The following is a 12,065-nucleotide window of genomic DNA, read 5'->3' on the forward strand; positions in this document are numbered from 1 at the left end:
GCTTCGGTAAAGGCGGAGTAGTCGCGTTTTTGAATAGATTCGGTTAAAGCGTGGGCAGAGTAATAGGTGTTTTTGAATTGCTGATTTAGTTCTACACCTTCCAGTACAACTTGCTCTTGGGTTAAATGGTCTTTAAGGTGTGAAAACCAGTGTGTTTTGGTCTTCTCAAGGTCTTTATAGTTCTTCAAGTAGAGACGCCAATAATACTTAAGAACACGATATTCACGAGTCTTTTTAGGGAATTGTTTCATCAACTGAACGCGGGTCTGGTTCAGTGAACGTAAGGTCATTTGAACCAGATGGAAATTGTCGGCGACTATTACAGCTTTAGGGAAGATCTTACGGATAACGGATTGGTATTGTGCGTTGAAGTCCATGACAACACGAGTAACTTTTTTCCTATTCTTTAGAGAATAGTGATTTAGGAAAAATTCTCCAATTTCTTTGTTCTTTCGTCCTGGCAAGATGGTGATAAGGTCGTGCTTTTTAGCATCAATAGCGATAAAGCTCATTTGATTGCCAGTAGAACGAAACTCATCAATACACAAAGAAGTGGGAAGACCATTGTATGCCGGCCTGGTTTGCTTCCCAAGGGCTACTAATTGTCGACTAACTGTGTTAGTCGACACGTTGTATTGTGAAGCGATACTGGTCATAGTTCGATCTGTGGTTAGCTCTTTTGTAATGCTATGATTAATGCTTTGAGATATCTGATGTTTTTTCTTTACGACAGGTGTTTGGGCAATTTGTGTGTGGCCACAGCTCTTGCAGAGAAAACGTTGTTTGCGTAAAATTAGTAGAGCTGTCCGTTCGCTAATATTAGGAATCTTGATATTCACTGTTTTGAAGCCATTTCTAACGACTTCATGTTTGCCACAACGTGGGCAAACATTTACGGTATACGACAGGTCGGCATAGATTCGCAAAGCGTCACGTGAATTATCTTGTACGCTAAAATTAGTAATATTTTGGTCTTTAATTTGCAGTAGTTTTCTTGTAGACTGTTCTTGGGACATGTCATCATTCTCGCTTTCAATTGGTTTTCGTCGACTTGATTGTAGCACAGAGGTGACATGCCTCTCTTTTTGACTAAAAATGGTGTTGATGGATTTCTCCATCAACACCAGATATCATAGAACCACTAAATTATGCGGACGACTAGCTTGCTAGTCGTTTTTTTATGGATAATTTTATTAGGCGACTTGACAGGTTCGGATTAATCCAGTATTCTAGGATAACTAGTTAGTTACTCTAGTAATTAACCAATACAGGAGGAATCAACATGAAAATAATTAAACGACTATTGGGGTTAGCCGCGTTATTGATAGGGGGACTGGGATTAACGGCTGCGTTTATTCCCCAGGTGACCCGCAATCAACATTCGGAATGGGCGATGGCCCTGGATAACGTGAACCCGCTAGTAAAGTCTGAAACTGTGTATGCGTCAACCTCGGCCAAGCCCGTTCGTGAGTATATTGGGGGTGCTGGTGAAAAGGAATATACTTACCAGTTGTTGACTTACAACTCGGCTGGAAAATCTCGGACATTAACTTTCGATTCCCAGTGGCGACTGAAGCCTAATAAATTCCTGCAGATCGAAACGAAGGGCCAGAATGTTGAATCATGGTCGGCCGTGTTGAATGACCGTATTCCGGGTAGTGTGAAGCGAAACTTGGCGACGGTTTAGTTCCTGAAATTTGCTAGATAATTGCTTTTATTATCCTTTTTGTCATACACAACTAATCAGGTTAAATGGCCTTGGCATTTGTCTGATTAATGGTCTCGTTGATATTGGAAAAGTTTTGGAAGTTACAGCTGGTGACTGTTCAATTTGCTGGTTACAAGAAGCCATTTATCAAGAAGTGACCGCCTAACCAAAAAAGTCCTTCCGACGACATGGTCGGAAGGACTTTTTTCATTTAGCGCCGATGTTGCTGCTTACCGGCGTTTCTTTTATGATTATTTTCGTGGGTCGCAGAGATTTTAGTTGGGACAACTGGTTTTTGTTTCTCAGTTGGCGCAACCGGCTTGGGAGCTGGCTTCACGACTGGAGCTGGACGATTCTTAACCTGTTCTTGAATTTCCTTACGAATCTTTGGCCGGTAGAAGTTAATAATGAGAGTTTGTAGGCAGGCAAACAGTCCACCAACGAAGAAGTACAAGCCTAGTCCGGCTGGTGAGCTCATGGTGAAGAAGAGAATCATCACGGGTGACATCAGCAAGGTAATCATCATTTGTTTCTTCTGATCTTCCGGCATTCCTAACATGGTGAGGTAGCCCTGTAACAGGTAGGAAAGAAACGCTAAGATGGCTAGGATCCAACTGGACTTTCCCAGGGGAATGCCCATGAAGACCGATCCACTAAGTTCTGGTGAGTACCGGATTGCGGCATATAAGGCAGCGAAGACGGGCATTTGGATTAAGAGCGGTAAACACCCAATCCCACCGGTCATGCTGATACCATTATCTTTGTAGAGTGCCATCATCGCCTGCCCGGCAGCGGCTTGCTCATCTGGTGTCTTGGCAGCCTTCTGCCGTTTTTGCAATTCTGTCATCTGTGGTCGAATCATCGAAATCTTTTCTTGTTGAACGGTGGAGCTCCGCATTTGACGGACCATCAATGGCAACAGAACCATCCGGACGACCACGGTCAGCATAATAATGGCCCAGCCATAACTACCACCGAAGGCGTTGGCGAACCAATCCATAACGTGTTGCCCGGGAACGGCTAAGTAGTCGTAGACAAAGCCATAAGGCTTACCATTCTTGGTCTGGACGCAGCCGCTTAAAACCAGGGCGAGCCCTGCGAGTGCCGCAGTGACCGAGACTTTCTTGGAGATTTTCATTTTATGTTTTGAACCCCTTTATCTTTCGCGATGTAGAGCACGTAGCCCCCGACGGCGAAAACGCCGTCAACATCAAATATCTTACTTGATCTGGTAGCCTTTTTCAAATAATTATCTGAAAGTCCGCAAAATGGTGGACCGGCAAGTCAGTCTTCGTAATATTGGCGACGGTAATCCAGGGGGTGAGACCACGCTGAAGCCGATCGGTGAAAGCCACCAGTTGTTCGCGTTCACCGGTGACCACGATGGCCACCTGACCGGTTCGAAGGTTTTGAACGGTTCCCGTGACGCCCAATTGGTTCGCCAGTTGCTGAGCGGACCACCGAAACCCAACGCCTTGAACCCGGCCTGAAATAAGCCACTTTTGTGTCAGCATAGCATCGCTTCCTTTTGAATGAAGTTTTTCTACTATCATAAGCCAAGTCCGTCAGTCTGCCCAGGGGTATGGTAAACTTAAAGAAACGAGTCGATGGGAGTAATCAGCGTGAGAGAAAAAATAACATCCGGCCAAAACAAACGCGTGAAGCAGTGGCGGTCGTTGAGCAGTAAAAAAGGACGTCAAGCAACACAAAGCTACCTATTAGAAAGCTGGCACTTGGTTCAAGAAGCGATTAAGGCCCGGCAACCACTCACCGCCATTATGGGTACGGCAGATGAGCTGGCGGCTCATGAGGTGCAATTGCCACAGGCAGTGCCAACCTTCGAGCTGACCGACAGTATCGCGAAGACCATTGGGGACACGGGAACCCCGCAAGGAATTTTTGCGACGTTACCTATGCCTAACGCAACGGTGGTCGACCCGACAACTGCCGCGGGCACCTGGTTATTCTTGGATTATGTTCAGGACCCCGGTAACATTGGCACGATGGTTCGTACGGCCGATGCTGCGGGACTCACAGGGGTCGTATTTGGTAAGGGGACGGCGAGTCGTTTTCTACCGAAGGTTTTACGTGCAATGCAAGGAAGTCAGTATCACCTGCAGCTGGTTGAAGCCGATTTGCATGACTGGATCAAAGCGTTTACCAGTCGGGGGTTGCCCGTCTATGGGACCAACCTTGACCCCAAAGCCAGGGACTATCGCGAGGTCAACCCAATGACTGCGGGCGCGATCGTCATGGGCAACGAGGGTAACGGCATGGCGCCGGATCTACAAACGATGACCACGACTAATCTCTACATTCCGATCAAGGGCCAGGCCGAGTCGCTTAACGTCGCGATTGCGGCTGGTGTTGTGATGTTTCGGGTTGTGGCATAAAGGTTAAGAATCGCTAAACAGCGGGCTTTATGAATCGTTATGGTTGCATTCTGGCCAAAAGAAAGTATGATATACAGTAACTGAGAGTAATAATAAAACCATACTAAATGAAAAGGAAGCATTTTATGACCAAACTGACTTGGCGCGATGACCCCGAGTACCTGGCTTTAGTTTCTGATCTGTTGGCAAAGGAGCCGGTTCAACGCCTGGCAAATTATACCCAGCACCACCATTCAAACCGACTGGACCACTGTATTTCAGTTTCCTATAATAGTTATTTGATTGCGAAGAAACTTGGTTTGAATACCCGGGCCACTGCACGGGGCGGGTTGTTACATGATTTGTTTTATTATGACTGGCGGACAACCAAGTTTGACTTGGGTTCGCATGCCTTTATCCATCCGCGGGTGGCTTTGAGGAATGCTGAGAAGCTGACTGATCTGAGTCCCATGGAGAAGGATATTATTTTGAAGCACATGTGGGGTGCCACGTTGGCAACGCCGAAATACCGGGAGAGTGCGATTGTTTCCTTGGTGGATGATTACGAAGCCGTTCACGAATTTTGTGGACCCATGCGTAAGCGAGTGGCAGCACTCAAGCAACGAATGACACCGAACGCTTAGGAACAGCTAGAGTAGGATTGGGGGCAGAAACTTTGCAAATGATGACGTCAAAAACTGACGAAGACTCATCGGTCGACTTCACACTGTGTCCCCGATTTGAGCAGACCTTTTCTTTTTTGGGGAAAAAGTGGAACGGCTTAATCATTGATGTCTTGTTACACGAGGGACCACAGCGGTTTCGCGACTTGGCACGTAAGGTGCCCCGTTGTAGTGACCGGGTTCTCGTGGAACGATTGAAGGAATTGGAAGAGAACGGCGTGATTGTTCGTCAAACCTTTCCAGATAACGCCTTAATTGAATATGAATTAACCCAAAAGGGCCAAGAATTTAAAGCCGTGATGGCGGCGGTTCATGCGTGGTCCGATAAGTGGTATTGTTCAACGGAAACCGACCAGAAGTAGTTGACAGGTCGGTTTTTTTCGGCTAACCTTAGTGAATGTAATAATCAAATACGATGATAGAAAAGTAGTAATCGATGGAGTTTGTCAGGAAGGGTTGGCCGTGACTGAAAGCCAGCCTCTAATGCTGTCGGTGAATTCAGTTCTTGAGTAGGCAACGGGATTCGCGTTAGCGATGAATGACTGCCCGGTAAGTGACCGTTATCACGTCTGAGTGTGGTTTAGTGAATGCTAGACTGAATCAGGGTGGTACCGCGATGCTTCGTCCCTAATCTAGGGGACGGAGCTTTTTTATTTGCCCAGTTTCTTGAGAAGTTCCAGACTCAGTCAGCAAATTGTCCGTCGTAGAAAAATAATTGGAGGATGTCGTATGTCGTTAAAAGATAAGTTGGACGAGCTACAGCAACGTGGCTTGGCCGAGATCAAAAAGTCAAATGACCTCAAGGATGTTAACCAAGTTCGGGTTAGTTTATTGGGAAAGAAGGGTCCCATCACGGAAGTTCTCCGTGGAATGCGGGATTTAAATGCCGATGAACGGCCAAAGGTTGGGGCCTTTGCGAACAAGGTCCGCGACGAGTTAACCGCAGCCTTGGAGCAGCGTCGTGAAGAACTGGAACGCGCAGTCTTAAATGCGCGGTTGGCCAAGGAAGCGATTGACGTTACCCTGCCGGGAACACCGGTAGCCAAGGGTGAACCACATGTGATTCAGCAAATTATCGACCAGATTGAAGACCTGTTCTTGGGGATGGGTTATCAAGTCCTGAATGGTCCTGAAGTTGAAGAGGACAAGTACAACTTCGAAATGATGAATTTACCTAAGAATCATCCAGCACGGGACATGCAGGATACCTTCTACATTACGAAGGAAATCTTAATGCGGACACAAACGTCGCCAATGCAGGCCCGGACCCTAGAGAAGCATGACTTTAGCCAGGGGCCATTGAAGATGATTTCTCCCGGTGTCGTTTATCGGCGGGATACCGATGACCCGACCCATTCGCATCAGTTCCATCAAGTAGAAGGGTTAGTCATCGACAAGCATGTTACCATGGCTGACTTAAAGGGAACGCTACAGGTACTGGCCCACGAGTTATTTGGTGACAAATTTGACGTGCGACTTCGACCAAGTTACTTTCCGTTTACCGAGCCCTCAGTTGAAGCAGACATCACCTGTTTCAACTGTGGCGGTAAGGGTTGTGGCGTCTGCAAGAACACCGGGTGGATTGAAGTGCTGGGTGCCGGCATGGTCCATCCTAACGTGTTGAAGATGGCTGGCGTCGATCCTGACGTTTACGGTGGGTTTGCCTTTGGTGTGGGTCCCGACCGGTTTGCTATGTTGAAGTACGGTGTCGATGACATTCGGAACTTCTATCTCAATGACGTGCGCTTCCTCAAGCAATTTACGAAGAAAGGATAATCGCCAACCATGAAGATTTCATATAACTGGATTAACGAATATTTAGATTTAAATGTTTCACCCGCAGACCTCGCCGAAAAGATTGAGCGAACTTCCGTTGAAGTTGACGGCGTAACGCAACCAAGCGCAGGTTTGAAGAAGATCGTGGTTGGTCACGTACTCTCAGTTGAGATGCATCCCGACTCCGATCACCTTCACATCTGCCAAATCGATGTTGGTGAAGATGAACCCTTACAAATTGTTTGTGGTGCACCCAATATCGCCAAGGATCAGAACGTTATTGTTGCCTTACCCGGTTCACGAATTGCCGGCAACGTGAAGATCAAGAAGTCCAAGATGCGGGGCGTGCCATCCGCAGGGATGGTCTGTGCCTTACAGGAAATTGGATTCAGTGAAGACGTGGTACCCAAGGAGTATGTTGACGGAATTTATGTTCTGCCCGCAGACGCGACGCCTGGGGACGAAGTCTATGATTACCTTGGGATGAATGACAGCCTGATCGACCTTGATGTCACGCCTAACCGTGGGGATATGCTCAGTTTGAACGGGACGTTGCATGATCTGGCGGCTATTTATGACCAACCCGTTGAATTGGACCAACCCAACGTTAAGGAAAGCGGTGCGGCCATCGATTCCGAACTGACGTTGCATGTGGACGCTGATCTAGCACCGCAATACCGAATGCGGTTGGTGAAGCAGGTTAAGATTGCCCCAAGTCCCATGTGGTTACAGATTCGTCTATGGAATGCCGGGTACCGGCCAATCAACAATGTGGTTGATATCACGAACTACATCATGTTGAAATACGGTCAACCGTTGCATGCCTTTGACTATGATAAATTTGACGGGCAAGATGTTTATGTACGGACAGCCACGGCCGGTGAACCTTTGACCACTTTGGATGAAGGGGAACATGAACTGACGGACCAAGACATTGTGATTGCCGACAGTAATCGACCAATCGGGTTAGCTGGGGTCATGGGTGGTTTAGATGCCGCCATCACCAACCAGACTAAGACGGTTGCCATCGAGGCCGCAGTCTTTGAACATGACCATATTCGTAAGGCGGCGCAACGTCACAACTTGCATACGGATGCTTCCCAACGATTTGAACGGGGCGTTAATCAGGCTGGCGTACAGGATGCCTTGGACGCTGCCGCTCAGCTAATGAACGAGTTAGCCGATGGGGCGGTACAGACCGGTACCGCCGTTGGTTCTGACAATGAGCCAGAACCAGCCGTGATCACGATCAGCATGGGCCATATTAATGCGGTCTTGGGAACGGATTTGACCCAAGCCCAAGTTATCCATATTTTGCAGAGCCTGGAATTTACGGTCATGGCCGAAGGTGACACACTGACGGTGACGGTGCCAGTTCGGCGTAATGATATCCATATTCCAGCCGATTTGTTGGAAGAAGTCGCTCGGATTTACGGGTATGATGAGTTGCCAACGACGCTACCAACAGGGCGCATGACGATGGGCACTTTAACGACTGCTCAGAAGCTAATGCGGGCCACGCGACATTCTCTGGAGGGTCTGGGGTTAAACCAAGCCATTTCTTACGCCTTGACGACGGAAGATAAGGCGAAGATGTTTACCATGCAGGCTAGTGAGATCACTAAGTTGGCTTGGCCAATGAGTGTCGATCACGCCGTCCTACGGATGAATGTGATTACTGGCTTACTGGATGACATTGCTTACAACACTGCGCGGAAGGTGAAGGATGTGGCCTTGTATGAACAAGGACGAGTCTTCTACCGCGAAGACGGCAACGACCGGCCTAGCGAAGAGGAACATATTGCCGGTGTCATTACCGGGACTCTGATGCCTGCCGGCTGGAATCAACCGGCCCAGGCTGTCGACTTTTTCCAAATGAAGGGAATCGTTGAGGCTTACCTACAAGACATGGCTGTTAACGGAGATGTTTCCTTCGTGGCTAACAGCGAGATGCCAGAGATGCATCCCGGCCGAACAGCTGACGTGCTCGTTCATGGTCACCGAATCGGCTTCATCGGGCAGGTCCACCCATCGATTGCTAAGCAATTCAAGATTGGGGCCACCTACGTCTTTGAATTAAATCTGCAGGCGATCATCGATATGCCAAAGCAGGAAAACCAATACGATTTGATTTCTCGTTACCCAGCAATTACGCGAGACATTGCCATGCTGGTTAGCGATGAAACCACCAACGAAGAAATTATGGCGTTGATCGACAAGCGAGGCGGGGCTTATCTCCAATCCGTTAAGTTGTTTGACGTTTACGATGGGGTCAAGGTGCCAAAGGGCAAGAAGTCTTTAGCCTATACCTTAACTTATCAAGACAAGCAGGGAACGTTGGTTGATGACAAGGTCAACCAGGCCTTCGATAAGGTCACCCAGCGGCTTGAAGACGACTTGGACGCTGAAATTCGTTAAAGGATGGCAAGTGCGCTTGATTTCTGTAAATGAAATCAAGCGCACTTTTTGTTGAAAAGGGGTCAAAGATTACATTTTTATCAAAGTAGCGCTTTCATGTTTCCGTAGCCTCATAAATTCTGTATAATAGAGAAGATTATGGCAAAGAACGGAGGAAACAAGTTGGAGAATGGCACAGATCCCACCCCTACGCGGCAGGACTCAGGAAATAAACGGTCGTTTGGCCGCAGAATTATGATTGGCGTGGCCAGCCTACTCGTTGTTTTAGCGGTCATTATTGGTTTCTTTGGTTATCATTACTTTCAGACGGCTTTAAAACCAATGGATACCAGTAATCACGAGGTGGTTCAGGTGCACGTACCGATGGGGGCAACGTCCAATAAGATTGGTCAGATCTTACAGGATAAGAAAGTTGTCAAAAGTGGCATGGTCTTTAACTACTACGTTAAGTCAAATAAGTTTACCAATTTCCGAGCGGGCTACTATCAGCTGACCCCGTCGATGACGCTTAAGCAGATTGCCAAGCAGCTTCAAAAGGGGGGCTCCGCGGAGCCCATTCAGAGTACCGCGGGTAAACTGTTAGTCAGAGAAGGCGAAACGGTTGATCAGTTGGCTACCGAGGTGCCCATCCAAACGGACTTCACTAAGAAGGAATTCTTGAAATTGATGAAGGATCAAGCATTCTTTAATGAGTTAGCGGCGAAGTACCCACGGCTGTTGAATTCGGCCAAATCGGCCAAGAATGTTCGTTATCGTCTTGAAGGTTATTTAGCCCCAGCCACGTATCAAGCTGGTAAGAAGATGACGCTTAAGGACATTGTGACCCAAATGGTAGCCAAGACGGATCAGAACTTGGCCGGTGATTATGCAACGATTAAGAAGCAAAAGTTGACGGTTCAAGAGACCTTAACCTTGGCATCGCTGGTCGAACGCGAAGGGGTAACGCCGTCGGACCGTAACAAGATTGCGGGGGTCTTCTTTAACCGGTTGAAGGCAGGAATGGCCTTACAATCCGACATTTCCATTCAATATGCGTTGAAGTCCACCAAGAAAAATTTGACTTACAAGGATCTTAAGGTCAAGTCGCCGTATAACCTCTACGTTCATACGGGGTATGGTCCAGGACCATTCGATAGTCCAAGTACAGATTCTATCAGGTCGGTCCTGCATCCTGCTGATAAGAGCAAGGGGTACTATTACTTCATTGCCAATAGCAAGACCGGGAAGGTTTACTTCTCTAGGACCTATGACGAGCATCAAAAGTTAACCAGTTCATTAGCAAGCGATAATAAATAAAGGATGGCGACAAAGTTGGCAAACAAAAAGCGACCGATTATTATTGGAGTTACCGGGGGTTCCGGGAGTGGGAAGACCACCGTTAGCCGGGCAATCTTTGACCAGTTAATTGGGCATTCAATCATGATTTTACAACAGGATTCCTACTACAATGACCAGTCCGAAATGACCATGGAAGAACGGGCAGCCGTGAACTATGACCATCCACTGGCCTTCGATACGGACCTGTTGATTTCTCAGTTGAAGACGTTGTTGAATTACGAGCCGATTGAAAAACCGGTCTATGACTACACCTTATCAACTCGGAGTGACAAAACGATTCATCAAGAACCACGGGACGTCATCATCTTGGAAGGAATCTTAATTCTAGATGATGAACGGTTGCGTGATCTGATGGACATCAAGGTCTTTGTTGATACGGATGATGATATTCGGATTATTCGCCGAATTGAACGGGATATGAACGAACGGGGACGGACATTAGATTCGATTATTCAACAATACCTGGCGACTGTTAAGCCAACTTACCATCAATTTGTTGAACCAACCAAGCGTTACGCGGACTTGATTGTTCCTGAAGGTGGGGAGAATCAGGTGGCTATCGATCTCTTGGTAACCAAGATTCGAGCAATCCTTGAAGCTAGCGGAAACAAAGAAGTTTTTGACAATCCAGATACAACCATATAGAATAGGACGGGTTAGCCGATGAGGCTAGCCTTTTTCTAAAATCATAAATGAAGTTGGCCAGGCCAACATGAAAAAAATTGCGTAAAAGGGGTGGCCACTGTGGCACAAGATAAAATGTATCCAATGACTGAAGAAGGTAAGGAAAAACTCCAAGCCGAATTAGAAAACTTAAAGATGGTCAAACGACCAGACGTTATCGAACGGATTAAGATCGCCCGTTCATACGGGGACTTGTCCGAAAATTCGGAATACGAATCAGCCAAGGACGAACAGAGTATGTTGGAAACGCGAATCAGCACCGTTGAACGGATGCTGCAATACGCGGAAATCATTGACAACGATGGCACCGACAAGGATCAGCTGACGGTGGGTAAGAAGGTTGTCTTCAAGGAATTACCCGATGAAGAACCCGAAGAATACACCATTGTGGGTGCTGCCGAGGCCGATCCAATGGTTGGTAAGATTTCTAACGACTCTGCCATTGCTAAGGGCTTGTTAGGTCACCGTAAGGGTGAAGAAGTCACCTTTGAAACGCCAGGTGGCGACATGTCCGTTAAGATTTTGGATGTCGAATAGCAGAAATGAAGCGTCGCCCAGGTTGGGCCGGCGCTTTTTCTTTGAGCAAATAGTTTGTTTTGCGCAATTAAATCGAGCATAATCTAGATAGTGAAACAATACTTGCTAAATGGAAGCTAAACGTGTTATAAATGAACTATGAAAACGGATTCATGGACCGTGCGAGGAGGAGTCTTGTGAAGATGAAAATTACTGTGACTGATAAGGCAAGCGAATGGTTCCGTAACGAAATGGGCATGACCGGCCGAGGAATTCGTTTCTTTGGTAAGGTCTACGGTAAGACGCCGGTGCATGAAGGCTTCTCGCTGGGGATGACACCGGATGACCATCCGCGCGACCCCGTCGTGACGGAGAAGAAAGACGATGTGACCTATTACATCACCGAGGGTGACCAATGGTTCTTCGTCGGGTACGACCTGACCATTGACTACGATCCCGTGACGGATGGTCCAACCTATATCTATCAAGACAATGGCGAACTCGATCACTGATTTGTCAAGTGTCTATTGATCAAAAAGAAGCACGATGGCTAGCTGTCATCGTGCTTCT

General features: G+C 47.3%; 13 protein-coding genes. 10 read left to right on the forward strand and 3 right to left on the reverse strand.

Annotated features, from left to right (window positions below; all coding sequences use genetic code 11):
- The coding region (locus LSE01S_RS06935) for an ISL3 family transposase (RefSeq protein ID WP_235808318.1) at nt 1-1,016 on the reverse strand (1,016 nt) is incomplete at its 3' end.
- Nucleotides 1,017-1,282: 266 nt separating this feature from the next.
- On the opposite strand from LSE01S_RS06935, the gene LSE01S_RS06940 reads away from it, so the two are divergent.
- Entirely contained in the window at nt 1,283-1,687 is a 405-nt protein-coding gene (locus LSE01S_RS06940) for a YxeA family protein (RefSeq protein WP_061776909.1), read from the forward strand.
- 232 nt (nt 1,688-1,919) lie between these two features.
- Here the strand turns inward: LSE01S_RS06940 and yidC are convergent, their stop codons facing one another.
- Nucleotides 1,920-2,846 carry a membrane protein insertase YidC gene (gene yidC / locus LSE01S_RS06945; RefSeq protein WP_061776910.1) on the reverse strand — a complete coding sequence of 309 codons (927 nt, stop codon included), beginning with the start codon at nt 2,844-2,846 and terminating at the stop codon, nt 1,920-1,922.
- A gap of 103 nt (nt 2,847-2,949) precedes the next feature.
- Nucleotides 2,950-3,222 (reverse strand): acylphosphatase, encoded by a 273-nt coding sequence (locus LSE01S_RS06950; protein ID WP_061776911.1) that lies wholly within the window; start codon nt 3,220-3,222, stop codon nt 2,950-2,952.
- A 108-nt stretch (nt 3,223-3,330) separates the two neighbouring features.
- On the opposite strand from LSE01S_RS06950, the gene LSE01S_RS06955 reads away from it, so the two are divergent.
- The 9 genes from LSE01S_RS06955 (at nt 3,331) to LSE01S_RS06995 (ending at nt 12,007) form a co-directional block, all read left to right on the forward strand.
- The gene (locus tag LSE01S_RS06955) at nt 3,331-4,101 is read left to right on the forward strand and encodes a TrmH family RNA methyltransferase (RefSeq protein ID WP_082622365.1); all 771 of its coding nucleotides are present in this window, start codon (nt 3,331-3,333) and stop codon (nt 4,099-4,101) included.
- Nucleotides 4,102-4,226: 125 nt separating this feature from the next.
- Nucleotides 4,227-4,724, forward strand: a complete 498-nt coding sequence (locus LSE01S_RS06960) for an HDIG domain-containing metalloprotein (RefSeq protein WP_061776913.1) — start codon at nt 4,227-4,229, stop codon at nt 4,722-4,724.
- Between the two features lie 41 nt (nt 4,725-4,765).
- The gene (locus tag LSE01S_RS06965) at nt 4,766-5,125 is read left to right on the forward strand and encodes a winged helix-turn-helix transcriptional regulator (protein ID WP_061776956.1); all 360 of its coding nucleotides are present in this window, start codon (nt 4,766-4,768) and stop codon (nt 5,123-5,125) included.
- A gap of 367 nt (nt 5,126-5,492) precedes the next feature.
- Nucleotides 5,493-6,539 carry a phenylalanine--tRNA ligase subunit alpha gene (gene pheS, locus LSE01S_RS06970; RefSeq protein ID WP_061776914.1) on the forward strand — a complete coding sequence of 349 codons (1,047 nt, stop codon included), beginning with the start codon at nt 5,493-5,495 and terminating at the stop codon, nt 6,537-6,539.
- A gap of 9 nt (nt 6,540-6,548) precedes the next feature.
- The gene (gene pheT / locus LSE01S_RS06975) at nt 6,549-8,957 is read left to right on the forward strand and encodes a phenylalanine--tRNA ligase subunit beta (RefSeq protein WP_061776915.1); all 2,409 of its coding nucleotides are present in this window, start codon (nt 6,549-6,551) and stop codon (nt 8,955-8,957) included.
- Nucleotides 8,958-9,095: 138 nt separating this feature from the next.
- Complete coding sequence (mltG, locus tag LSE01S_RS06980) at nt 9,096-10,253, forward strand: endolytic transglycosylase MltG (protein ID WP_082622364.1); 1,158 nt, start codon at nt 9,096-9,098, stop codon at nt 10,251-10,253.
- A gap of 3 nt (nt 10,254-10,256) precedes the next feature.
- Complete coding sequence (gene udk / locus LSE01S_RS06985) at nt 10,257-10,940, forward strand: uridine kinase (protein ID WP_061776916.1); 684 nt, start codon at nt 10,257-10,259, stop codon at nt 10,938-10,940.
- 99 nt (nt 10,941-11,039) lie between these two features.
- Nucleotides 11,040-11,516, forward strand: coding sequence for a transcription elongation factor GreA (greA, locus tag LSE01S_RS06990; protein ID WP_061776917.1), 477 nt, complete (start codon nt 11,040-11,042; stop codon nt 11,514-11,516).
- A gap of 182 nt (nt 11,517-11,698) precedes the next feature.
- Entirely contained in the window at nt 11,699-12,007 is a 309-nt protein-coding gene (locus LSE01S_RS06995) for a HesB/YadR/YfhF family protein (RefSeq protein WP_061776958.1), read from the forward strand.
- The last annotated feature ends 58 nt before the right edge of the window (nt 12,008-12,065 follow it).

Origin of the sequence: Levilactobacillus senmaizukei DSM 21775 = NBRC 103853, assembly GCF_001592085.1 — a bacterium.
GTDB classification, from domain to species: domain Bacteria; phylum Bacillota; class Bacilli; order Lactobacillales; family Lactobacillaceae; genus Levilactobacillus; species Levilactobacillus senmaizukei.